Raw genomic sequence first — 23,946 nt, 5'->3', positions numbered from 1 at the left:
TAGTAAAAAGAAGACTGATTGGTATGGACGAGTACCCGGAAATTAGATGGGGAGGAGCCGTTTTTATATTTACTCCATACACTGAAGGGAGTAAAAGGGAGGGATCTCATGGATTATCATGATTTACTGGCCCGGCTTGGAGAAGGGAGTGCCCATCCGGGAGGGTTTACAGCAACGATGCAACTATTGGATACGCTGTCTCTGCCTGCGCATAGTAAGGTGCTTGAGGTGGGATGCGGTACAGGAAGGACGGCTTGTTATCTGGCTCGAAACGGTTATCGGGTAACTGCGGTTGATCTTAATCGGCAGATGTTGGAGAAAGCGGTGCGACGCGCAAGACGGGAGCGCTTGGATATTCGTTTTATTCAAGCAGATGTGAAATCCTTACCTTTTCCGGATCATTATTTTGATGTGGTATTTGTAGAGTCTGTCACTATCTTCACCCAGTGGCGAAGTACCCTTACGGAATATAAGAGAGTATTGAAGCCAGGCGGTATATTCATTGATCGGGAGATGGTGTTATCCGGAAGGAAGACAGAGATGATGAGCCGAAGGCTGAAACAATTTTATGGAATAAGGACATTGGCAACCATGACTACATGGAAGAAACGTCTCAGACAGTGTGGATTTACTGAAGTCTTGATCAAGGAACAATCTCGTTCTATGGGCAAATGGGGCGTGGATCATGACCCTCATCGGGAGATGGATATGAGCTTGTTTGAGGATGAGCAAGTACAGCGTATGGGTCGTACCAATGATCGTCTGCTTGCGAGATATGGAAAAAGACTAGGTTATGCGGTTTTTGAAGCAAAGTCATCAATGGTTAACGATAACAAACAGAAAGAGTAGGATTACTTGTTGGCGAGAGGGTAGTCCAATAACGAATTTGAAAAAATTAGGCTGATGCCAAATCTGGCATCTAAAAAAGCAACCCACTCTAAAGTGGATTGCTTTTTCTTGGTTTTGGACTCTAAATCCAATCCAGTGAGTAATGAAAATAGTCCACGCCATATTATGGCTGAAAGCATTACAGCATATCGTTGTCGATAATGCGCCAGTGATGCTTCAACAGAGCTTCCAGTTGCGGTTTATCTTTGGCTCGAAAAGCGCTTACGATTTGGCGATGTTCTTCATTTACTTCATTAAGTACACTGGAGAGCTTCGGCTTGTTGTCGCTGACATATGATTGGCGAATAAAGCTGTTTTTTAACGTGTTTAACATCTCGATGACAGTGGCGTTGCCGCAGCGTTGGATGTATAGGTTATGAAATTGATATTGGTTTTTGCTGTAAGCGGCCAGATCTAGCTGGATAATATCTTCATCCATTCGTGCAACAAGGGCCTCCATCTCCAGGAGCTCAGACGGTTTGAGTTGGTCCGCTGCGAGTGTAGCAGCGAGTGCCTCAAGCGCACCAATGGCCTGCGAGAACTCAAGTTTTTTGCCAGCATCAAAAGGAGCGACGATAAATCCCCTACGTGGAATATATTGCAGAAGATTGTCAGAAGTGAGCTGAAATAAGGCTTCCCGAGTAGGGGTACGGCTGATGTCCAGCTTTTTGCAAATCTCCGCTTCATTAATCTTCTGATTGGGGAGCAATGTCCCGTCCTGAATTTTCTGCGCGATATAATCGTAAACGTGATCTTTCAAGGACCGGTATTTGGGTGCCTCCATACCGAATCCCCCCTTCTGTATATAGTGATGATTGAATGTGTGAGGGTGTAAGCCCTGTAATGGTGCGCCGTTCGGGAGTTTCAAGTTTTTATCATCTTAACACCGAGGGGGAAGTTGGGCAAGCAATCTTAATGATCTAAAGATATGTTGATTTAGGGTTGTGGAAAATTAAGTTTTATGGAATTTCAGCGTATAAATGTGTTGTTCCATTACAATGCAACTTATTTTTAGGTGATAGCGGAAAAAGTGAGCAGGAGTCGTAAATAGTCGTGGCGAAGCATACATTGATATTGTATTTTGTATACAATATAATTAAAAAGGGGTGCTGGGAGTATATGTCAGATTCAAAAATGTTAATGGATTGGTCGGAACGTTATGCTGCACCTAATTATCATCCGCTCCCGATCGTCATTGAGCAGGCGGAGGGAGTATGGGTCGAAGATCCCGAAGGTCGCCGTTATATGGATATGTTAAGTGCATATTCGGCACTAAATCATGGGCACAGACATCCAGCAATCATTCAGGCGCTGAAAGATCAGGCAGATCGGGTAACATTAACATCACGGGCATTTCACAGCAGTGCGGCATCACTTTTCTATCAGAAGCTCTCGCAATTTACAGGCAAACCCAAAATTCTGGCCATGAACACGGGAGCTGAAGCGGTTGAAACGGCCGTGAAAGCAGTTCGGAGATGGGCATATCGTTGCAAGGGCGTACAGGAAAATCAAGCTGAAATCATCGTATGCTCAGGAAATTTTCATGGAAGAACGCTGACGGTCACCTCTTTCTCATCTTCAGAAGAGTACAAAAAAGACTTTGGACCTTTTACACCCGGATTCAAAATTATTCCTTATGGTGACATTGAAGCGCTTAAACTTGCGATCACACCGAACACGGCCGCTTTCCTTGTGGAACCTATTCAGGGGGAAGCCGGTATTGTCATTCCGCCAGAAGGATATCTTGCTGAAGCCTTTGCGCTGTGCAAACAGCACCGGGTGTTGACAGTAGCGGATGAGATTCAGACCGGATTCGGACGAACGGGGCGCCGTTTTGCTTCTGACTGGGAGGGGGTTGAACCTGATATCTGGATTATGGGTAAAGCGCTGGGTGGAGGAGTGATGCCCATCTCGGCTATTGCTGCTAATTCAGAAATACTGGATTTGTTTGAACCAGGTTCTCATGGCTCCACATTCGGGGGGAACCCACTCGCTTGTGCCGTGGCTGTCGCAGCACTGGAAGTTCTGGAAGATGAGAAGCTTGCAGAGCGCTCGGAGCGTCTGGGGAATTATTTTATAAAACAGCTTCAGGGAATTCGCAGTTCAGCTGTGCGTGAGATTCGAGGTAGAGGATTGTTCATCGGTGTTAATCTGCATGTGCCTGCACGTCCTTATTGTGAGAAATTAATGTCTGTTGGACTGCTCTGTAAAGAAACTCATGAGACAACGATCCGTTTTGCACCGCCACTTACCATTACGGAGGCTGAAATTGACTGGGCGTTGGAGCGGATTACTCAGGTGTTGGGTGACTGATATACCTTTCATTCCTTGATTACTTCATATAAGCTGCGAAGGAGCTGACCTACATGGAAAACATTGATATTGAATCTGCAGGAATGCTAAATGCTTCTAATGAAACGAGACAATTGCTTCTGCATCATAATGATGTTGCCATCATTAAGGTTCCTTTTGGATTAGGAGGAGCACGAGGTGGTGCTGAGTTAGGTCCGGATGAACTCATTACAGCAGGTTTGAAACGTGAAATTGCAAGCCTTGGGCTGAATGTATCAAAAGAGATCCGTGTAGATTGTCCCTCAGAGTCTGTTGCTCCAATTGAACGCAACCGTGTGAAATATTTATCCGAGGTTAAACAGGTGAGTGAGCGAGTGTGCAGTGAAGTGTCTGGCGCGATAGCGAGAGGTTCTTTTCCACTTGTTCTGGGTGGGGATCACAGTGTAGCGATAGGTTCTCTTGCTGGGTTGTCTGGGCACTATTCCAATCTGGGTGTAATCTGGTTTGATGCTCATGCGGATTTGAACACAGAAGAGCGTAGTCTATCTGGAAATATGCATGGGATGAGTGTTGCTGCCGCTTTGGGGCATTCAGCTTTTAACTTGTCTCATATTCCGGGAGCGGGGCCTTTCGTTAATGCCTCCAATCTGGTCTATATTGGCTTGCGTGATCTGGATGTGTATGAAAAGGAACAGATTCGAGCGCTTGGCATTAAGAGTTTTACAATGCATGATATTGATCGAATAGGGATACAACAGGTTGTTGAACAGGCGCTGGTTGTAGTCGGGGAAGGAACAGATGGTATTCATATTAGCTTTGATATGGATTGTCTTGATCCGCGTGAGGCTCCAGGTGTGGGTACGCCGGTACCAGGGGGATTGAATTATCGTGAAGCTCATTTCGCACTGGAGCTGCTCGCTTCCACCAACCGAGTTACGTCGATGGATCTGGTGGAGGTTAACCCGCTGTTTGATCAGAACAGGCATACGGCCCGCCTTGGAGTTGAATTGATTGCTTCATTGCTGGGTAAACGGATCTTATAACGAGTGTATTACTATTTCTTGTTCGGATGAATCCATGTTTATATAGAAGATATAGAAGGTATGGTTAAATCATATAATGTAATGTTATATAAGAGCCAGGGTCAGACTCATCCATATGATCTTCGACTGAGTGAAGATAGGTATGTTTGGCTTCCCTGGCTATAGTTGTTGGTTGCACCCCTTGCTCTTGAATGGATGGGGGGTGAAGTGGGCCTTATAGAGTAAGAATGTTTGGTTATGTCTTGCCTCTTGGTTCCTTTAGAAGTGATGGGTATAATTACGAAGGCTTTATTATAGAAGAAAGAGATTGAGATTATCTGACGGAGAATGTGGTTCTAACGTTTTTTTAAAAATAAAGCTTGCAATCGAAATCTGTACATGGTATATTCTAATTCCGGCCAAGAAAACACGAGAAACACGGTGCGGCAAGCGAAACAAATAAGCTTCGAAAGAAACTTAAAAAAAGAGCTTGCAAAGTTGGTTCGGATGTGATAAGATATAAAAGTTGCTGAGGTGAACAACACGCGGCAATGAAATAAGTTTGATCTTTGAAAACTGAACAACGAGTGAGTAAACATTCTGCTTGCAGAATGAACGCAAAAGTTTGAGACAAGCCTTGGCTTGGATCGACTGGAGCATAAAATGAGATTTTTAATCTCGTCAGTTTCAAAATGAGCTTATCGCTCTTTTCAATACTTTATTGGAGAGTTTGATCCTGGCTCAGGACGAACGCTGGCGGCATGCCTAATACATGCAAGTCGAGCGGACTTGATGAGAAGCTTGCTTCTCTGATAGTTAGCGGCGGACGGGTGAGTAACACGTAGGCAACCTGCCCTCAAGCTTGGGACAACTACCGGAAACGGTAGCTAATACCGAATAGTTGTTTTCTTCTCCTGAAGAGAACTGGAAAGACGGAGCAATCTGTCACTTGGGGATGGGCCTGCGGCGCATTAGCTAGTTGGTGGGGTAACGGCTCACCAAGGCGACGATGCGTAGCCGACCTGAGAGGGTGATCGGCCACACTGGGACTGAGACACGGCCCAGACTCCTACGGGAGGCAGCAGTAGGGAATCTTCCGCAATGGGCGAAAGCCTGACGGAGCAATGCCGCGTGAGTGATGAAGGTTTTCGGATCGTAAAGCTCTGTTGCCAGGGAAGAACGCTTGGGAGAGTAACTGCTCTCAAGGTGACGGTACCTGAGAAGAAAGCCCCGGCTAACTACGTGCCAGCAGCCGCGGTAATACGTAGGGGGCAAGCGTTGTCCGGAATTATTGGGCGTAAAGCGCGCGCAGGCGGTCATTTAAGTCTGGTGTTTAATCCCGGGGCTCAACCCCGGATCGCACTGGAAACTGGGTGACTTGAGTGCAGAAGAGGAGAGTGGAATTCCACGTGTAGCGGTGAAATGCGTAGATATGTGGAGGAACACCAGTGGCGAAGGCGACTCTCTGGGCTGTAACTGACGCTGAGGCGCGAAAGCGTGGGGAGCAAACAGGATTAGATACCCTGGTAGTCCACGCCGTAAACGATGAGTGCTAGGTGTTAGGGGTTTCGATACCCTTGGTGCCGAAGTTAACACATTAAGCACTCCGCCTGGGGAGTACGGTCGCAAGACTGAAACTCAAAGGAATTGACGGGGACCCGCACAAGCAGTGGAGTATGTGGTTTAATTCGAAGCAACGCGAAGAACCTTACCAGGTCTTGACATCCCTCTGACCGGTACAGAGATGTACCTTTCCTTCGGGACAGAGGAGACAGGTGGTGCATGGTTGTCGTCAGCTCGTGTCGTGAGATGTTGGGTTAAGTCCCGCAACGAGCGCAACCCTTGATCTTAGTTGCCAGCACTTCGGGTGGGCACTCTAAGGTGACTGCCGGTGACAAACCGGAGGAAGGTGGGGATGACGTCAAATCATCATGCCCCTTATGACCTGGGCTACACACGTACTACAATGGCCGGTACAACGGGCTGTGAAGCCGCGAGGTGGAACGAATCCTAAAAAGCCGGTCTCAGTTCGGATTGCAGGCTGCAACTCGCCTGCATGAAGTCGGAATTGCTAGTAATCGCGGATCAGCATGCCGCGGTGAATACGTTCCCGGGTCTTGTACACACCGCCCGTCACACCACGAGAGTTTATAACACCCGAAGTCGGTGGGGTAACCGCAAGGAGCCAGCCGCCGAAGGTGGGATAGATGATTGGGGTGAAGTCGTAACAAGGTAGCCGTATCGGAAGGTGCGGCTGGATCACCTCCTTTCTATGGAGAATCGTTTCCCGAGTGGAAACATTCAAAACCGCAGCTTAGCTGCAAAAACTACTCACTCGTTGCTCAGTTTTGAGAGCTCAAACTCTCAAACAGCTTGCTTTTGCATGGAGCTTGTTCTTTGAAAACTAGATATCGAAACGAAAATTGCGAATTAGAACATTCCTTTTTAAGCTGAACTTGTGTAAACAAGTTTCAATAAAAACGGTAGATTGCATTTGCTCCTTGGAGCAATTGGTTAAGCTACTAAGAGCACACGGAGGATGCCTAGGCGCTAGGAGCCGATGAAGGACGTGGCGAACAACGAAACTGCCTCGGGGAGCTGTAAGCAAGCTTTGATCCGGGGGTGTCCGAATGGGGAAACCCAGCTGGGGTAATTTCCAGTTACTCATAACTGAATACATAGGTTATGTAGAGGCATACCAGGGGAACTGAAACATCTAAGTACCTTGAGGAAGAGAAAACAATAGTGATTCCGTCAGTAGCGGCGAGCGAACGCGGAGAAGCCCAAACCAGAGAGCTTGCTCTTTGGGGTTGTGGGACATCTCACATGGAGTTACAAAGGAACCGGTTAAACGAAGAGGTCTGGAAAGGCCCGCCAAAGAAGGTAAAAGCCCTGTACTTGAAAGTTGGTTCTCTCCGAGATGTATCCCGAGTAGTGCGGGGCACGTGAAACCCCGTATGAATCCGGCAGGACCATCTGCCAAGGCTAAATACTTCCTAGCGACCGATAGTGAAGCAGTACCGTGAGGGAAAGGTGAAAAGCACCCCGGAAGGGGAGTGAAATAGAACCTGAAACCGTGTGCTTACAAAAAGTCAGAGCCCGTTTTAGGGGTGATGGCGTGCCTTTTGTAGAATGAACCGGCGAGTTACGTTCCCGTGCAAGGTTAAGGTGAAGAGCCGGAGCCGCAGCGAAAGCGAGTCTGAATAGGGCGACATAGTACGTGGACGTAGACCCGAAACCGGGTGATCTACCCCTGTCCAGGGTGAAGGTGCGGTAACACGCACTGGAGGCCCGAACCCACGCACGTTGAAAAGTGCGGGGATGAGGTGGGGGTAGCGGAGAAATTCCAATCGAACTCGGAGATAGCTGGTTCTCCCCGAAATAGCTTTAGGGCTAGCCTCGGAAAACAGAGTCGTGGAGGTAGAGCACTGATTGGGTGCGGGGCCCGCAAGGGTTACCAAGCTCAGTCAAACTCCGAATGCCATAGACTTACTTCCGGGAGTCAGACAGTGAGTGCTAAGATCCATTGTCAAAAGGGAAACAGCCCAGACCATCAGCTAAGGTCCCCAAGTGTGTGTTAAGTGGGAAAGGATGTGGAGTTGCACAGACAACCAGGATGTTGGCTTAGAAGCAGCCACCATTGAAAGAGTGCGTAATAGCTCACTGGTCGAGTGACTCTGCGCCGAAAATGTAACGGGGCTAAACACACCACCGAAGCTATGGCTTGATGCTTTGCATCAGGGGTAGGGGAGCGTTGTATAAGGGTTGAAGGTGTACCGTAAGGAGCGCTGGACATTATACAAGTGAGAATGCCGGTATGAGTAACGAAAAGATCAGTGAGAATCTGATCCGCCGAAAGCCTAAGGGTTCCTGAGGAAGGCTCGTCCGCTCAGGGTAAGTCGGGACCTAAGGCGAGGCCGAAAGGCGTAGTCGAAGGACAACAGGTCGAAATTCCTGTACCACCGTAAGCCGTTATGAGCAATGGGGGGACGCAGCAGGGTAGTGACGCGGACTGATGGATGTCCGTCTAAGCAGTGAGGCTGATGTGTAGGCAAATCCGCACATCGTAAGGCTGGGCTGTGATGGGGAGCGAAAATTATAGTAGCGAAGGTCATGATCTCACACTGCCAAGAAAAGCCTCTAGCCAGGTGATGGTGCCCGTACCGCAAACCGACACAGGTAGGCGAGAAGAGAATTCTAAGGCGCGCGGAAGAACTCTCGTTAAGGAACTCGGCAAAATGACCCCGTAACTTCGGGAGAAGGGGTGCCCCGGTAGTGTGAATAGCACGAGGGGGCCGCAGTGAAAAGGCCCAAGCGACTGTTTAGCAAAAACACAGGTCTGTGCGAAGCCGTAAGGCGAAGTATACGGGCTGACGCCTGCCCGGTGCTGGAAGGTTAAGGGGAGCGGTTAGGAGCAATCCGAAGCTGTGAACCGAAGCCCCAGTAAACGGCGGCCGTAACTATAACGGTCCTAAGGTAGCGAAATTCCTTGTCAGGTAAATTCTGACCCGCACGAATGGCGTAACGACTTGGGCGCTGTCTCAACGAGAGATCCGGTGAAATTTTAATACCTGTGAAGATGCAGGTTACCCGCGACAAGACGGAAAGACCCCATGGAGCTTTACTGCAGCTTGATATTGAATTTGGGTACGATCTGTACAGGATAGGTGGGAGCCTTTGAAGCATGAGCGCCAGCTTGTGTGGAGGCACCGTTGGGATACCACCCTGATCGTATCTAGGTTCTAACCTGGTACCGTAATCCGGTGCGGGGACAGTGTCAGGTGGGCAGTTTGACTGGGGCGGTCGCCTCCTAAAGAGTAACGGAGGCGCCCAAAGGTTCCCTCAGAATGGTTGGAAATCATTCGAAGAGTGCAAAGGCATAAGGGAGCTTGACTGCGAGACCTACAAGTCGAGCAGGGACGAAAGTCGGGCTTAGTGATCCGGTGGTACCGCATGGAAGGGCCATCGCTCAACGGATAAAAGCTACCCTGGGGATAACAGGCTTATCTCCCCCAAGAGTCCACATCGACGGGGAGGTTTGGCACCTCGATGTCGGCTCATCGCATCCTGGGGCTGAAGTAGGTCCCAAGGGTTGGGCTGTTCGCCCATTAAAGCGGTACGCGAGCTGGGTTCAGAACGTCGTGAGACAGTTCGGTCCCTATCTGTCGTGGGCGTAGGAAATTTGAGAGGAGCTGTCCTTAGTACGAGAGGACCGGGATGGACGTACCGCTGGTGTACCAGTTGTTCCGCCAGGAGCACCGCTGGGTAGCTATGTACGGAAGGGATAAGCGCTGAAAGCATCTAAGCGTGAAGCCCCCCTCAAGATGAGATTTCCCAGTATGTAAGACCCCTTGAAGACGACGAGGTAGATAGGCTGGGGGTGGAAGTGCAGCAATGCATGGAGCTGACCAGTACTAATCGGTCGAGGGCTTATCCAATATGCACGTTGTAAATCGCACATTTCGTTTCGGATCTAGTTTTCAGAGAATAAACTCTGAGATGTAAGCTAAGCTATGCGTTTGGTGGCGATGGCGGAGGGGTTCCACACGTACCCATCCCGAACACGACCGTTAAGCCCTCTAGCGCCGATGGTACTTGGACCGCAGGGTCCTGGGAGAGTAGGACGCCGCCAAGCGAATTCCCTTTGGGGTATTTTTTTTGCCCCCCTCGTAAGGAAAAGGGAAATATATTGGGGCCCTTAGCTCAGTTGGTTAGAGCGCACCTCTGATAAGGGTGAGGCCGGTGGTTCGAGTCCACCAGGGCCCACCATATAAGTTTTAAACCACAGTGTATGGGGCCATAGCTCAGCTGGGAGAGCGCCTGCCTTGCAAGCAGGAGGTCAGCGGTTCGATCCCGCTTGGCTCCACCATTCCCTGATAGCTCAGTTGGTAGAGCACTCGACTGTTAATCGAGTTGTCACAGGTTCGAGCCCTGTTCGGGGAGCCATTCAGGAGAGGTGTCCGAGTTGGTCGAAGGAGCACGATTGGAAATCGTGTAGGCGCCAAAAGCGTCTCGAGGGTTCGAATCCCTCTCTCTCCGCCAGATAGAATTTTGTTACTGTGGCCCGTTGGTCAAGGGGTTAAGACACCTCCCTTTCACGGAGGTAACAGGGGTTCGAATCCCCTACGGGTCATATATATGGAGGCTTAGCTCAGCTGGGAGAGCATCTGCCTTACAAGCAGAGGGTCGGGGGTTCGATCCCCTCAGCCTCCACCATATAACTTTTAAATAACGACGCGGGGTGGAGCAGCCCGGTAGCTCGTCGGGCTCATAACCCGAAGGCCGCAGGTTCAAATCCTGCCCCCGCAATTATACTTTCTCTGAAGAAAGTGATCTGGAACCGTGGTGTAGTTGGCCTAACATGCCTGCCTGTCACGCAGGAGATCGCGGGTTCGAATCCCGTCGGTTCCGCCATTTTTACTCAAGTAACATTTTACACCGTGCCGGTGTAGCTCAACTGGTAGAGCAACTGACTTGTAATCAGTAGGTTGGGGGTTCAAGTCCTCTCGCCGGCACCATTTATTGCATTTACCTCTGAATTTATAATAGAATGTATATTGTAGTTTCAGATGGGAATACTGAGATACTCTCAGCGAATGTAAGGGATAGCTTATGGCGATCGTGGCGAAGTGGTTAACGCACCGGTTTGTGGATCCGGCATTCGGGGGTTCAATTCCCCTCGATCGCCCCATGTTTTCTTAATGGGGATTAGCCAAGCGGTAAGGCAACGGACTTTGACTCCGTCATGCATAGGTTCAAATCCTATATCCCCAGCCATTTTAGTTTTTAGTTTGAGTCATTAGCTCAGTTGGTAGAGCACCTGACTTTTAATCAGGGTGTCGAAGGTTCGAGCCCTTCATGACTCACCATTATATTTTGCGGTCGTGGCGGAATTGGCAGACGCGCACGGTTCAGGTCCGTGTGGGCTAACCCCCGTGGAGGTTCGAGTCCTCTCGACCGCACCATATATTTTGCGGAAGTGGCTCAGCGGTAGAGCATCGCCTTGCCAAGGCGAGGGTCGCGGGTTCGATTCCCGTCTTCCGCTCCAATATTTGCGCCCTTAGCTCAGCTGGATAGAGCGTTTGACTACGAATCAAAAGGCCGGGAGTTCGAATCTCTCAGGGCGCGCCATTATTTTCATAAGTATCGGGATGTAGCTCAGCTTGGTAGAGCACCTGGTTTGGGACCAGGGGGTCGCATGTTCAAATCGTGTCATCCCGATTTTTATATGCGGGTGTAGTTCAATGGTAGAACTTTAGCCTTCCAAGCTAATAGCGTGGGTTCGATTCCCATCACCCGCTTCATGGTAACAACAAAGAGAGCTCTTGCTTATTGCAAGGGCTCTTTTTGATATAGTAAGCTCATATAAGAAAATAGTGGGAGGACTTATGAAAAATAAAATAGAAACTCCAAAGATTCCCCTGGAACTCGAAGAGTTATCGTTAACTTTAGAAGCATGGGAGAGTAAAGAAGAAATCAAACATGGACGATTTACCAATATCTCTATTGAGAATCAGAGCGCCAGCCGGGTTTCATTCGATAAAGTGGTTTTTGAGAACGTGATCTTCAGCCAGTCCTCTCTCCCTGAAGTCGAGCTTACTGATGTGATTTTTGATAAATGTGATTTGTCCAATATGGACTTTAACGGTTCTTTCCTACACCGGACAGAATTTAGAAACTGTAAATTGCTTGGTACTAATTTTTCAAATAGCAGGCTCCAAAATGTAACCTTTCAGGGCTGTGTAGCTGACCTTTCTTTATTTCGATTTTCCAAGTTTAAACAGGTGAAGTACACGGAATGTTCTCTAGTTAGTGGCGATTTCTTTCAAGCTACAGCTCAAAAACTGGAGTTTTCTGAATGCAATATAGATCAAGCTCTTTTGTCTGGGGTTAAGCTTAAGGGAGTGGACCTTAGTGACTGTAGCTTTGAAAGGTTACACGTGGATATTGAGGACCTGGACGGATGCATTATCTCTGATGCTCAGGCTGCCTCTTTTGTTGGATTATTAGGCTTAATTGTGAAGTAAGTTTGATTATGCGAGTGATCTTTGTTTAAATGAAGAGATCAATGAATGTACAATATCATGCTTTCACTGATAAAAAGGAGGCGGATTATGAAAAGGGCTCTGGTTATTGGAGGAAATGGAACATTAGGCAAGGCTGTTGTTGCGAAGCTTCAGGAATATTCCGTTGAAGTCATTACAGCTGGCAGGCAATCCGGGGATTACCATGTAGATATGACCTCGACTGAGAGTATTACATCCCTCTTTGAAACGGTAACTAATATTGATTATGTCATTGTTGCAGCAGGCCAGACCCATTATGCGAAGTTGGAGGAGCTGACTCCTGAGAACAACATGATTAGTGTGCAGGGGAAATTACTCGGTCAAGTGAACATCGTCTTGATTGGGCAGCACTACATCAACGATAAGGGAAGCTTTACGCTGGTCAGCGGCATTATACAGGACCATCCCATTCTGAAAGGCGCATCCAGTGCTATGGTCAACGGTGCAATTGATTCGTTTGCCAAGGCAGCAGCGTATGAGCTGCCGCGAGGTATACGTCTGAATTCGGTTAGTCCTAACCTGTTTGTTGAATCCGCAGAGAAATATAAGGGTGTGTTTATTGGATTTAATCCGGTTCCTGTGGAGCGGGTCGCCAATACATTTATTCAGAGTGCACTTGGGATCGAAACAGCCCAGACCTTTAAAATATATTAACTGTATGGAATATTAAATAAAGGAGATCAGTAGAATGTTCCTGCTGATCTCCTTTTGTTTTGGGTTTTCGTTTCATTAAGAACAAAGACATGTCCATTTTCCTCGTTGTCTCATAAACCGCTAGATACCATACTTAGACATATACGGTATGGATAGCAACAACCACTTAGTATCTTTCCAAGATAAGCTGAGTTTTCAGGCCATCGGCTGGAATGAGCCAGTTTTTGTTTTCCAACACTTGCATCAGTTGGGTACGCAGTCCCGAAACAGCTGTAGAATCTGCTGTTTTGAACGAAATCTCTACGATATTCTCTAGACCTGTGCCTGCTGCGTTACGAATCGGCCATACTTCAAGGGTGAGTTCCTGTCCATTCCATGTGCCTTCATAACGTTGGAATGTTACTGGGCCGTAGGCACGGGATGCCGTGAGTTGTTGTTTACCCCAGTTGGAGGCGGACCAGTTTTTTAATTTGCCAGGCAGCTTGTCCAACAACATGCTCAAGGCTTCCTGCTGTGATGGAAGTTGTACGCCTGTAGCTTTGGTATCCACCTTTTTAGTGTTGGAGAAGCTCAATGTTTGTTTGCCATATCCCCAGTCAATTTCAGCCTCGTAGTTATCATCTGACGCATCAAATCCCTCTTGATTAGCCAGAGTCAACGCCGCATTAACATCACCATTGATGACAGGATAGCGCTTTTTATAAGTCAGTTCATAATTATTCTTGTCATCTTTCTTTCGAAAACGGACATCCCATCCTGCTTGATTCAGATTGAGTGCATTGGTGTCGAAGTACTCTGCGCTAATGTTTCTTGCTGTGGAGTTCAAGCCAAGCGTCTGAATGACTTCACTGCGTGGTGTCCCATCTGTGTTCAATACCAGCTCCGGCTTAGCCAGGAACTTCACTTCATAAGCAGGAACGGCGTTGGCTGCTGCAGAAGCCTGCGGTGCTTCCAGAAACGTCAGTCCACTTCCCAATGTCACGATGCTCAGCATGAATGAGGCGGTTACCTTTTTCCATTTTTTCAAAACCAATCACTCCCTAGGCTGGATTAACGTACAGACCCACTTTATCGTCCGAGTATATGAAAGCGATTAAATAGAAGGACTCGTTGCGTTAACCCTGCATAGATTTGATGAATGCCAAGCGATAGTTTATATGGGATAGCAGGATCATGAATTAAAAAGAGAGAGGCTGTGGCTCATGTCCCGCAGTACTTCCTTGAAGCGGTTGACCTGGACGGAAGGATGACGATCTTTGTTGTGGACGGTATAAATATGCCGCGGAGCCTGCTCCCCTGGAATGGGGAGGACCTTGATCAGTCCATGCTGCTCTTCCCACTGTACAGCCATTCGTGACATGAACGAGATATGACCGCCGAGTAGAACCAACTGCTTGATCGCTTCCAGAGAGTCCATCTCAACGGTACTTCGCAAACGAATATCATGCTGATCCAGCCATTGGTTCGTTAAACGTCGAGTGCTGGATTCATCCCCATGCAGTGCAAAAGGAACCTGTGCCATATGCTCAGGTTTCAGCACATCCCTCTGAGCCAAGGCATGCTGTGGTGAGCAGATTAATACCAGATCGTCTTCACACAGCGTTTCTGCTTGCAGTACCGGACCTACAAACGGCTCTGAAGAGATAACACCTAGATCAATCTGGTGACGGATCAGCATTTCGCGGATAACGGGTGAAGGTTTAACCGATAACATAATTCGAATACCGGGGAATTCCTGAGAAAATGTATTCAAAATAGGCGGCAGCAGATACGTTGCAGGTACATAGCTCGCTCCAATGTGCAGGGTGCCCCGATAGAGGCTGTCATATTCCTGTACTACCCGGCGTGCTTCCTGGGTCAGGGCATTGATTTTGACGGAATAGTGTAAAAGGGCTTGTCCAGCCTCGGTGAGAAAAGTCTTTCCACTACGCGATTCGAATAATCGCACCCCCATCTCTTCCTCCAAAGACTTCATATGAAAGGTAACGGTAGGCTGCTTGATGCCGAGAAGCTCGGCCACGCTGGTCATATGATGATGCTTATCAATGAGTTCAACAATTTGCAGTTTAATCAGGTTCAACGAATCCAACACTCCTCTCCGGTAACTTTGAATCTCCTTATATAGATTTAATCTATGAAGATCAACAGAATTCATCTAAAAAGTTAATTCCAATTTTACATTTCTAACATACAACTCGCGAAAGCGGACGTTAGACTGAGAACAGTACAAGAAGACAGGCAGGGATGCTTATGAAAATGGAAATTAGGGGAATTCAAAAATCATTCAATCGCACTCCCGCGCTGCTGCCCACGGATTTAACACTCCAGCATGGACAGTTTACGACGCTGCTCGGCCCATCCGGCTGCGGCAAAACGACGTTGCTGCGCATGCTGGCAGGGCTAGAGCAACCGGATGCGGGAGAAATCGTCGCGGATGGCAAGAGTTTTTACTCGGCGACGAAGCGAATAGATGTACCGACACATAAGCGTAATCTGGGCATGGTGTTTCAGGATTTTGCATTATGGCCGCATATGACAGTATACGAAAATGTGGCGTTCGGCCTGAAAGCCGGAAAGCAGAAATCTGATCTGCGCCAGAAGGTGACCGAAGCACTTGGCATGGTTCGCCTGCAAGGCATGGAGGATCGTTATCCTCATCAGCTGTCGGGAGGACAGCAGCAACGGGTTGCTTTTGCCAGAGCGGTAGCAGTAAGACCGGGGATTATTCTGTTCGATGAGCCGCTAAGTGCACTGGATGCTGTGCTCCGGGAAGAGATGCGAATTGAGATGATGTCATTGGTACGGGACATGGGACTGACAGCGTTGTACGTCACCCATGATCAGGTTGAGGCGATGTCGATGTCCGATGAGATTGTGGTGATGGAGAAGGGGCGTATATTGCAAAAGGGAACCCCGGAAACGATCTACGCATCACCAAGCGATCCTTTTGTTGCTTCGTTTATCGGAAAGTCCAATTGGCTTACGCCTAATCAGTCCATGGTGAGACCGGAACATGTCTCCTGGAGCAAAACAGGTCATGACGATCTGTGTTATCAGGCGGTAGTGCTCAGCGTCAGTTATGTAGGAGAGCGTTATGAAATTCGGGTGCAGATGGAGGGGCTGGGTGTATGGACAGCCTATCTGGATCGAAGAGTACGCGTAGGGGAGAAGGTTCAGCTCTATGTAGCCCCGGAGCGGATCTGCCGAATGAACGGACAAGACACTCCGATTGTGAAGCCGAGAGAGTTCATTGCAGCAGCCAACTGATCATGATGAGCATACAGCGTGAGTTTACAGAAACGTGAATACAAATATAATCAGAAACCAAGGGAGATGGAATGAAAATGTTGGGTATGAAAACACGGAAAAGAAGCGCAATGCTGTTATTATCAGCGGTAATGAGCATCAGTTTGTTCGGATGCAGCACAGGTAATTCAACTACCGGGAATGCGGGTCAAGCTGCTGGGGAAGGCAGTACGGCTACTGCATCGGCGGAAACAACAAAACCAGCCGGCGGTAAGCTGGTTTTGTACAGTGCAGGACCTCAGAAGCTGGCGGATAATATCATCAGCGGATTTACAGCCAAGACGGGCATTGCAGTGGAGATGTTCCAGGGTACGACAGGCAAAATTCTGGCTCGCATGGAAGCTGAAAAATCCAATCCCGTAGCGGACGTGGTTATTCTAGCCTCTCTGCCTTCGGCACAAGCACTGAAAGCAGATGGTCTGACACTCCCATATCCTGATGCGGAGAATGCAGACAAGCTGAACAAGGACTGGTCGGATGCCGACGGAAACTATTTCAGCTCCAGTGCTTCGGCACTCGGAATTGTCTACAATACGAAGCTGGTGTCCACGCCACCAACCAGTTGGGCTGAGCTGGCAACACCTGCCTGGAAGGACGTTGTGAATATTCCTGATCCTACACTGTCCGGTTCCGCGCTGGACTTCATTACGGGATACCTGAGTGTGAATGGAGATAAAGGCTGGGACTTGCTGGACAGCTACAAGGCGAATGGTGTAGCAATGGCAGGAGCGAATCAGGAAGCACTTGACCCGGTCATTACGGGAGCGAAGAGCATCGTAGCAGCTGGTGTAGACTACATGGCGTATTCCTCTAAAGCCAAAGGTGAACCGCTGGACATCGTATATCCAGAGGAAGGGACTGTAATCAGTCCAAGACCGGCAGCGATTCTGAAATCGAGTCAGAATGTTGAGAATGCCAAGGCGTTTATCGACTACCTGTTGTCTGATGAGGCACAAAAGCTTGTTGCAGATGCTTACCTGATTCCGGGTCGTGAAGACATCGAGGCGACTAACCGGGCAAATCTGAAAGATATTCCGCAGCTTAAAGTGGATTGGAACTGGATGAGTGAACACGGAGATGAGACAGCAGCACGGTTCTCCGAGACTTTTAAATAAGCATAGTGTTATGACCTAACGATTAAGTAACTAGAGCAACTAGAGTGAAGAGACGAGTGTCTTGTGGAAGTCATGTGAGGTGAAATTGTAGTGAAACCTGTTGTAGTAGACAACAACCGTATTTTTCGGAGAGTGGGCGTGATTCTGGCCCTCTTTCTGCTAACGATAAGCATTGGTGTACCGCTCTTGCTGATTTTCTGGCAAAGTGTGTATCCGAATGGGCAATGGGATTGGATGGCTCCGATTCGAACCATTACTGGACAGCATTTATCCGGGGTTCTGCTGAATTCCGTCTGGCTGGGTATCTGCGTGGTAGCTGTAACAACGCTGCTGGCATTGCCACTGGCATGGATGATGGCGAAGACCCGCATGGGTCAGCATCGCTGGGTGGACGTGATCCTGATGATTCCGTTCATGACCCCGCCGTATATCGGCTCCATGGGCTGGATTCTATTTATGCAAAAAGGGGGATACCTGCAGCAATGGGTGCCTTCCGCTGCAAACTGGAGTGAGTTGTTCTTCAGCTTCTGGGGCATGGTGCTCATTATGAGCCTGCATCTGTTCCCTTTCCTGTATCTGTTGCTTCGGGATGCAATCATTCGCATTGGAGGCAATCTGGAAGAAGCGGGGGCGGTGCACGGGGGACGTGCGGGATACCGATTCAGACGCATTATTTTGCCACTGCTGTTGTCTTCCTATGGCATGGGGATCATGCTCGTCTTTGTCAAAACGATTGCGGAATTCGGAACACCGGCTACCTTCGGGCGGCGTATCGGTTATTATGTCATGACCTCTGAAATCCACAAGTATATCTCTAGTTGGCCGATTGATTTTGGTAAGGCAACCTCGCTCGCATCGGTGCTGCTGTCGGTCTGTCTGGTGATGTGGTACATGCAGTCTGCCATGAGTCGGAAGTTCACGTACCGTCTGGTAGGGGGCAAGGGGCAGCGATCCAAACGATACTCCCTACGTGGCGGAGCGGGTTGGTTGTGCGGGTTGTATCTCGCGTTGCTGCTGATTCTGTCGGTGGGCATTCCGTATTTCTCCATTATTGCTGCATCGACCATGAAGTTGCGCGGCGCGGGACTGTCCTTCGACAATCTGACGCTGGATCACTACCGGGAATTGCTGTCCTGGGGATCGGTCAGTATGAAAGCAATCGGGAACAGTCTTGGGCTCTCATTAGCAGCTTCGACGGTTGCGGTTATTATCGGTACAGGTTTTGCACTGGCGATTGGTAAATCGTCTTCCTTTATGCAGCGTGTCATTGACCTGTTCAGTCTGCTACCGAATACGGTACCTGGCATTGTCATGGTGGTGGGTCTCATCCTTTTCTGGAATTCACCATGGATGCCGTTCACTCTGTACAACTCGTACGGAATGGTTGTTCTGACGTATGTGATACTCTTCTTGCCGTACACGGTACAGTATGTCAAATCAAGCTTCACCCAGATCGATGGAACGTTGTTCCAGGCGGGTCAGGTCTTTGGCGGAAGACCGCTATATATTCTGCGGCGCATTCTTCTGCCTCTGATTATCCCCGGCATGTTGGCCGGGTGGATGATGACATTCACCATCGCCACGCGGGAGCTGGTAGGGTCGTTGTTAATTTTGCCTCCATCGATGCAGACATCGGCAACGTATATTTTTGCTCAATTTGAACAAGGTCAGGTTTCATTGGGAATGGCGATGGCCGTGGTTACTGTCGGCATGACGGTACTGATGCTGCTCGGCATTGAAGTTCTGAATTCGAAGAGAAAGTGGAATGCATCATGATCAAACTGAAGGTATGGGGCGGCGCCGGGGAACACGGGCGCTCTGCTTATCTCCTGAGAGGGAGCCGGGTTCAACTTTTGCTGGATTGTGGCGTGAAAAAAGAAGGAGCCGGCGAATATCCGTTGATTGAATCGGAAATCGTTAAGGAGTTAGATGTGGTTTTGTTGTCTCACGCCCATGAGGATCATTCTGTCGCTATTCCATTGCTTTATAAGATGGGGTATCAGGGTGAAGTATGGACGACGCGGGAAACCAGAGAGCAACTGGACACCTACTTCAGAGCTTGGCGAAGAAATATGGAGCGGGCAGGACACACCCTCCCATACGAAGAAGGCGATGAACAACTGATTCGCTACCGATTTTTGGAGGATGAAGCCGAGGGTGGAATCTGGTTTGAAATGGTTCCTGGCGTCTCGGTGGTGTGGGGGCGTAGTGGGCACCTTGCAGGATCGGTATGGTTCGGGCTGGAAATGGAGGATAAGCGCATATTTTATTCCGGTGATTACACTTCCGAATCCATGCTTTTGCAGGAGGATTGTCCAGCGGATACGCTCTGGCAGGCAAAGTTACCACGTAACAGGCGTGGATTCGATACTCCAGTTAGTCAACGTTGGAAAACGGATATACGAACCGCCGTGAATGGTGGGCATGTCTTGACAGGAGAGCCATCCGCGTCGCAGACTCTTCCTTTTGCTGCATCCGAAGGGGGGGTACGGTCTCACGTATCAGCAGGTAGAACGGTACAGCAAAGGGATGCCTATGCCGTATCCAAGGGAGTAGAAGTGATCCATGCATCTTCATCCGGTCTTCTGGATTTGGCGATTATGGATGCTGCCTATGGAACAGATTGCGATACGCAGGCCAACAAGCTGGAACAGCTGGAGCAGGCCATTCATGAGACGATTGCCCGGGGTGGAAAGGTGCTATTGCCTATGCCCTCAGTAGGTCGTGGTCAGGAAATCATGCTGTGGGCACAGCAGCAGTTCCCGGACGTTCCGATTGTAGTGGAACAAGGGCTGGTGGACGGTCTGAAGCAGCTATTACGTGCGCCATATTGGCTAAAGGAAGAGGAAGACCACATTCCGGGCTCTGTAAAGGAAGCGATTGGGCGTTTCCTGAGGGGTCATGGATGGGAGATGCCTGTGACAAAGGAAGAGCGAGAGCGGCTACTGCATCAACATGCTGCCTCTTTGTGGTTCATTCCGGACGGGATGATGCAGTCCTCGCTTGCTCGCTGGTACTATAGCCAGTTTGCGGACGATGAACATAATCTGGTACTGCTCACTGGGCATGTCTCTGCTGGCACCTATGCTTACAGGCTGTTGCAGAATCCTGCAACACACGGAGCGTGCGAGGTACGGAAAATTCGTTATAAGGTGCATCAGGGATGGAAGGATGTCGAGAAAATGCTGCATCAGGTTCCTGCAAGGCATACGGTGCTTGTGCATGCGGACCGGGCAGAGACGGATAAACTGAGAGAAGGCTTACTCAGCGAAAAATCAGTCTCGGGGAAAGGGATTTTGCATTCGCTATCTCCTGGAGATGAGCTGTATCTGTAAGTTGAATTTGATAAGGATTAGATCTATGTAGGGCGTCCCTGTGGACGTCTTTTTGAATGTGGATTTTTATATAAAAAAAGCATGATGAGAAGATATGCTTCTCATCATGCACGGGAGATGATTCAAGGAGAGAATCATCCGGAAATCATCCAATGGCTTTTAAAATTAGATTAGGGCTCGCGCTGAATAGGATGCTCCAGCTCTGAATGGCCCATCAAGCTATCCAGGGCTTCACCGTCCACCAGAATATCGATACTTTCTACTTCATCATATTGAAACATCGTCTGGGTCAGTGCATCCAATGCAAGCAGCTCGCCACTGGTTCCCAATTTGGCCTCATCCGGGATATGAACATCCAAAGTGACTTTGCCCTCGCCGTACTGTAGGGAGAGTAATTCGACTTTTTCCCAGAGGGATACGAGCTCCGAATCGGTATTGTTTTGTAAAGCTTCAAATGTTTTTTTGTATTTCTCGGAATCGTCCTTGTATTCAATTTCCTGCTCTTTTTTCTCAAGTTCCAGTACCTGGGCGTCTGCGAAATACACCTCAACCGCTTGTGTGTTCATTGTGCCCAGATCCACCTTTGTTTCGGAGGGGTTTGGTGACTGTCCCCCCTGAACAGCAGGTTCGGCCGATCCGGATTCACTGACTGGTTTCTGAGCACAACCAATGCCAACTATCATTAAGAAGGATAAGACGAGTGCACATCCCAATTTCGTTTTCAATGGATCACATCCTCCAGCATATTTACATTATGTTTTATCATTTAATTTATACCCAGATATTCCTTAATCCCATCTGCTATCGCTTGAGCGGCTTTCATCTGAACAACATCGGACGACATTAGTTCTTCATCTATAACATTACTCAGGAATCCCACTTCCAAAAGTACTGCAGCCATGGTCGTATCTCTGATCACTTCCAAGTTGCCATTTTTCACACCACGGTCTTTGAGTCCCATGGCTTTAACTAAACGTTGATGAATAATATTGGCTAATTCCTTGCTGCTGCTGCGTTGATAGTAGAACGTCTCTGTACCTGTCGCCTGGGGCGAGGACTCTACATTATTGCCATGGATAGATACAAAAACATCTGCGTTTAATTGATTGGCGAGTCGAACACGCTCCGGGCGAGTGGGATAAGTATCACCGTCACGAGTCATCACCAATTCGATATCCGGTTCATTGAGAAGCAGTGCTTGTACTTTGAGAGCCAATGCCAGATTGTATTCTTTCTCGGGTTTGTTGGTAATGCTGGTTGTGCCTGGATCTTTACCCCCATGGCCTGGGTCGATGACAACGACCTTGCGTCCTGAATCGCCTACAGGAGTTACAGGAACTGTGGCGACATTATCTCCTGTAACATTCAGATCAATAATTAGTTTATCGGCAATCAAGTTCTGGCTGTACTGTACATCCTTCACCTGATTCAATTCAACGACAATTCGAACTTGACCAGGGTCTTGTTTAAAAAGAGAATATCTAACTTCCGTTACATTGGGGTATGCGTCCACATCCAATTTGCCATTCATGTTTTGATTCAACGGTTGCGGTAGATCACCAAACACTGCTCCGGGCAGATCCACGACCAAACGATCGGGATTCTTCAAAGTCGTCATCACGGGTTTGGATTCACCATCCATAGACACGACCAGCTGATTGTTGGCAAATTGGATATCGGTAACACGTGTTAGTGCTGCTGGGTTACCGTTTCCTGAACCGTTGCCCGGCTCAACATTGGGCACTTTACTGGTGTCGGTGTTGATTAAGTATACAATCTTCTCCTTGTTGTTCCATTTCACGTTGAGTCCCATTTGTTCACTGACAAATCGAATGGGAACCACCGTGGTGTTATTTAAAATGAGTGGGGCTGTGTTCAAGGTAACTTGCTTGTCAGCAACCATGGCTTGCTTTTGATCAACGGTTAAAGAAATCGTTTTGTCATTTTGCTGGATCTTAACATTACGTGTATTTTGATTCCAATCCACTTTGAATTTCAAATTCTCCGCAACAACACGAATCGGAATCATAACATTCTTATTCACGATGGTCACCTGAACGTCACTTGGGAGGATTAATTCCTCGCCGTCCAAGAAGATTTTCGACGTGCTTGCAGCGGCATTTCCCTGATGAGGGAGTACAACCAGAAAGAACAGACTCAAAAACAGGAGTAAAATCGTTTTCTTCATTATGCACCTCTACTATTTATCGTTACTGTATGGATACTTATCCAGCTTGAACCATTCGGCAAACTCATTACGGCTAATTTTCTTAACAGGCTTCACCTTGTTACTCTCTATGCTATACCTATAAAGTATCATTTGATCAGATGGGTACTCGCTGATGTAATCCAGTACTTTTCCGTTTTTTTGCCACAGAATCAGATTGGTACTAATATAATTGGTTGTCCTTGGCAGGTATATAAAGCTCTCTTTCTGAACATTGTAGATGGCTAGCGAGCTCTTGGAGGGATCTCCGTAAGAGAATGCTATCTGATCTTCGTTGGGTGCCCAGTTATAGTCGGCAATCGTTTCTATGTTTTTCTTGCCTGCTTTTTTCAATCGTTCATTTAATTCCGTCATGTCACCTGTTTGAAGGTTAAGCAGCATCAGAGTGTTTCCTGAGCTACGTTTTGCGTGTACAGCAAGCCATGTATTGGAGTTGGATGCAACAACACTTGTGATATCGAGCCAACTGTCCTCCAAATTACTCGTTTCAATTGTATGTTTCTGGCTCCCCTTGGAGACGACAATGGATTGAATGACGTTTTGTTCAAATGTGGGCTTACCTTCCAACTTCAATGTAGTAGCGGTTAAAGTAATATTTCCTCCTTTCCAGATGATTTTGTTGGTACTGTTGCTCTTTTTAAACGGTTTGATGCTTGAATAGATGGAAGGAGTTACAGAAGTCGTATTAACGGAAAGTTGTGAGATTCGTTCTGGTGCAGCTGGTTTGGCACCAACAATGGATGAAGATGTAGCCGTCAATCCCCCCAGTAATAGCACAGTCGAAAACCAAATAGCAGCGTTATTCATCTTGGTATCTCCCTCCGCTGATGACAGTTTATAACCCTCAACATATCGATTCCAAAATATACCTTCGTTATATAAACGGTAAAATTGTAAAAATGTTTCTTTTTTGATCGTTATTTATCTATTTTTATTCAATTGAAAACTTCTTGGGAGCATTCCAGTTTGAGCAAAGACTAGCTAAGGCTGGAATAGTGTAATTAAATTTCATAAAATATTTGACTTGTAAAATTTTATATC

15 protein-coding genes, 17 tRNA genes and 3 rRNA genes are annotated in these 23,946 nt (G+C 48.0%); 29 read left to right on the top strand and 6 right to left on the bottom strand.

Annotated features, from left to right (window positions below; translation table 11 throughout):
- Positions 1 to 108 precede the first annotated feature (108 nt).
- The gene (locus tag MHB84_RS11525) at positions 109 to 849 is read left to right on the top strand and encodes a class I SAM-dependent methyltransferase (protein WP_076292260.1); all 741 of its coding nucleotides are present in this window, start codon (positions 109 to 111) and stop codon (positions 847 to 849) included.
- 178 nt (positions 850 to 1,027) lie between these two features.
- Here MHB84_RS11525 and MHB84_RS11520 read toward each other — a convergent pair whose 3' ends face one another.
- On the bottom strand, positions 1,028 to 1,672 hold the full coding sequence (locus MHB84_RS11520; RefSeq protein WP_076292261.1) for a GntR family transcriptional regulator: 645 nt from the start codon (positions 1,670 to 1,672) through the stop codon (positions 1,028 to 1,030).
- A gap of 335 nt (positions 1,673 to 2,007) precedes the next feature.
- Between MHB84_RS11520 and MHB84_RS11515 the strand changes: the two genes are divergently transcribed.
- The 24 genes from MHB84_RS11515 to MHB84_RS11400 all read left to right on the top strand — a co-directional run bounded on the left by MHB84_RS11515 (position 2,008) and on the right by MHB84_RS11400 (position 12,922).
- Positions 2,008 to 3,201 carry an ornithine--oxo-acid transaminase gene (locus tag MHB84_RS11515; RefSeq protein ID WP_076292262.1) on the top strand — a complete coding sequence of 398 codons (1,194 nt, stop codon included), beginning with the start codon at positions 2,008 to 2,010 and terminating at the stop codon, positions 3,199 to 3,201.
- A 53-nt stretch (positions 3,202 to 3,254) separates the two neighbouring features.
- The gene (gene rocF, locus MHB84_RS11510) at positions 3,255 to 4,223 is read left to right on the top strand and encodes an arginase (RefSeq protein ID WP_083679155.1); all 969 of its coding nucleotides are present in this window, start codon (positions 3,255 to 3,257) and stop codon (positions 4,221 to 4,223) included.
- 697 nt (positions 4,224 to 4,920) lie between these two features.
- A 16S ribosomal RNA gene (locus tag MHB84_RS11505) occupies positions 4,921 to 6,472 on the top strand.
- Between the two features lie 242 nt (positions 6,473 to 6,714).
- Positions 6,715 to 9,640 (top strand): 23S ribosomal RNA (locus MHB84_RS11500).
- An 80-nt stretch (positions 9,641 to 9,720) separates the two neighbouring features.
- Positions 9,721 to 9,837, top strand: a 5S ribosomal RNA gene (rrf, locus tag MHB84_RS11495).
- The 16S, 23S and 5S rRNA genes sit together here with 17 tRNA genes alongside, the layout of an rRNA operon.
- A gap of 57 nt (positions 9,838 to 9,894) precedes the next feature.
- Positions 9,895 to 9,971, top strand: a tRNA-Ile gene (locus MHB84_RS11490).
- A 24-nt stretch (positions 9,972 to 9,995) separates the two neighbouring features.
- Positions 9,996 to 10,071: transfer RNA gene (locus MHB84_RS11485), tRNA-Ala, on the top strand.
- A 1-nt stretch (position 10,072) separates the two neighbouring features.
- Positions 10,073 to 10,148 (top strand) — tRNA-Asn (locus tag MHB84_RS11480).
- Between the two features lie 4 nt (positions 10,149 to 10,152).
- A tRNA-Ser gene (locus MHB84_RS11475) sits at positions 10,153 to 10,244 on the top strand.
- Positions 10,245 to 10,263: 19 nt separating this feature from the next.
- A tRNA-Glu gene (locus tag MHB84_RS11470) sits at positions 10,264 to 10,335 on the top strand.
- Positions 10,336 to 10,342: 7 nt separating this feature from the next.
- Positions 10,343 to 10,418 (top strand) — tRNA-Val (locus MHB84_RS11465).
- Positions 10,419 to 10,437: 19 nt separating this feature from the next.
- Positions 10,438 to 10,511: transfer RNA gene (locus tag MHB84_RS11460), tRNA-Met, on the top strand.
- A gap of 27 nt (positions 10,512 to 10,538) precedes the next feature.
- Positions 10,539 to 10,616: transfer RNA gene (locus MHB84_RS11455), tRNA-Asp, on the top strand.
- Positions 10,617 to 10,644: 28 nt separating this feature from the next.
- Positions 10,645 to 10,720 (top strand) — tRNA-Thr (locus MHB84_RS11450).
- A 97-nt stretch (positions 10,721 to 10,817) separates the two neighbouring features.
- A tRNA-His gene (locus MHB84_RS11445) sits at positions 10,818 to 10,893 on the top strand.
- Between the two features lie 11 nt (positions 10,894 to 10,904).
- Positions 10,905 to 10,979 (top strand) — tRNA-Gln (locus tag MHB84_RS11440).
- Positions 10,980 to 10,995: 16 nt separating this feature from the next.
- Positions 10,996 to 11,071 (top strand) — tRNA-Lys (locus tag MHB84_RS11435).
- 9 nt (positions 11,072 to 11,080) lie between these two features.
- Positions 11,081 to 11,167 (top strand) — tRNA-Leu (locus MHB84_RS11430).
- 8 nt (positions 11,168 to 11,175) lie between these two features.
- Positions 11,176 to 11,250: transfer RNA gene (locus MHB84_RS11425), tRNA-Gly, on the top strand.
- Positions 11,251 to 11,256: 6 nt separating this feature from the next.
- Positions 11,257 to 11,333: transfer RNA gene (locus tag MHB84_RS11420), tRNA-Arg, on the top strand.
- Between the two features lie 16 nt (positions 11,334 to 11,349).
- Positions 11,350 to 11,423 (top strand) — tRNA-Pro (locus MHB84_RS11415).
- A 9-nt stretch (positions 11,424 to 11,432) separates the two neighbouring features.
- Positions 11,433 to 11,503, top strand: a tRNA-Gly gene (locus tag MHB84_RS11410).
- An 87-nt stretch (positions 11,504 to 11,590) separates the two neighbouring features.
- On the top strand, positions 11,591 to 12,229 hold the full coding sequence (locus tag MHB84_RS11405; protein ID WP_076290733.1) for a pentapeptide repeat-containing protein: 639 nt from the start codon (positions 11,591 to 11,593) through the stop codon (positions 12,227 to 12,229).
- Positions 12,230 to 12,316: 87 nt separating this feature from the next.
- The gene (locus MHB84_RS11400; protein WP_076290732.1) at positions 12,317 to 12,922 is read left to right on the top strand and encodes a short chain dehydrogenase; all 606 of its coding nucleotides are present in this window, start codon (positions 12,317 to 12,319) and stop codon (positions 12,920 to 12,922) included.
- Between the two features lie 166 nt (positions 12,923 to 13,088).
- Here the strand turns inward: MHB84_RS11400 and MHB84_RS11395 are convergent, their stop codons facing one another.
- The gene (locus tag MHB84_RS11395; protein WP_099858704.1) at positions 13,089 to 13,949 is read right to left on the bottom strand and encodes a CYTH domain-containing protein; all 861 of its coding nucleotides are present in this window, start codon (positions 13,947 to 13,949) and stop codon (positions 13,089 to 13,091) included.
- 144 nt (positions 13,950 to 14,093) lie between these two features.
- Positions 14,094 to 15,002, bottom strand: coding sequence for a LysR family transcriptional regulator (locus MHB84_RS11390; protein ID WP_076290731.1), 909 nt, complete (start codon positions 15,000 to 15,002; stop codon positions 14,094 to 14,096).
- A gap of 170 nt (positions 15,003 to 15,172) precedes the next feature.
- On the opposite strand from MHB84_RS11390, the gene MHB84_RS11385 reads away from it, so the two are divergent.
- The 4 genes from MHB84_RS11385 (at position 15,173) to MHB84_RS11370 (ending at position 20,678) form a co-directional block, all read left to right on the top strand.
- Positions 15,173 to 16,189, top strand: coding sequence for an ABC transporter ATP-binding protein (locus MHB84_RS11385; RefSeq protein ID WP_076290764.1), 1,017 nt, complete (start codon positions 15,173 to 15,175; stop codon positions 16,187 to 16,189).
- A 77-nt stretch (positions 16,190 to 16,266) separates the two neighbouring features.
- Positions 16,267 to 17,343, top strand: a complete 1,077-nt coding sequence (locus tag MHB84_RS11380; RefSeq protein ID WP_076290730.1) for an ABC transporter substrate-binding protein — start codon at positions 16,267 to 16,269, stop codon at positions 17,341 to 17,343.
- Positions 17,344 to 17,433: 90 nt separating this feature from the next.
- Entirely contained in the window at positions 17,434 to 19,119 is a 1,686-nt protein-coding gene (locus MHB84_RS11375) for an ABC transporter permease (RefSeq protein ID WP_076290729.1), read from the top strand.
- Positions 19,116 to 20,678, top strand: a complete 1,563-nt coding sequence (locus MHB84_RS11370; RefSeq protein WP_256716876.1) for an MBL fold metallo-hydrolase — start codon at positions 19,116 to 19,118, stop codon at positions 20,676 to 20,678. Before MHB84_RS11375 ends, MHB84_RS11370 begins: the two co-directional genes overlap by 4 nt.
- Positions 20,679 to 20,848: 170 nt before the next feature.
- On the opposite strand, the gene MHB84_RS11365 is transcribed toward MHB84_RS11370, so the two are convergent.
- From MHB84_RS11365 to MHB84_RS11355, 3 genes are read right to left on the bottom strand one after another with little or no spacing between them, the layout of a single operon-like run.
- Positions 20,849 to 21,403, bottom strand: a complete 555-nt coding sequence (locus tag MHB84_RS11365) for a GerMN domain-containing protein (RefSeq protein WP_083679029.1) — start codon at positions 21,401 to 21,403, stop codon at positions 20,849 to 20,851.
- A 41-nt stretch (positions 21,404 to 21,444) separates the two neighbouring features.
- Positions 21,445 to 22,866: an N-acetylmuramoyl-L-alanine amidase family protein gene (locus MHB84_RS11360; RefSeq protein WP_076290728.1), complete on the bottom strand. Its 1,422-nt coding sequence runs from the start codon at positions 22,864 to 22,866 to the stop codon at positions 21,445 to 21,447.
- Positions 22,867 to 22,878: 12 nt separating this feature from the next.
- Positions 22,879 to 23,712, bottom strand: a complete 834-nt coding sequence (locus tag MHB84_RS11355) for a hypothetical protein (protein WP_076290727.1) — start codon at positions 23,710 to 23,712, stop codon at positions 22,879 to 22,881.
- Positions 23,713 to 23,946 lie beyond the last annotated feature (234 nt).

Origin of the sequence: Paenibacillus sp. FSL F4-0087 (assembly GCF_038020215.1) — a bacterium.
Lineage (GTDB): Bacteria > Bacillota > Bacilli > Paenibacillales > Paenibacillaceae > Paenibacillus > Paenibacillus taichungensis.
This window is presented reverse-complemented; position numbering and strand designations above follow the sequence as displayed.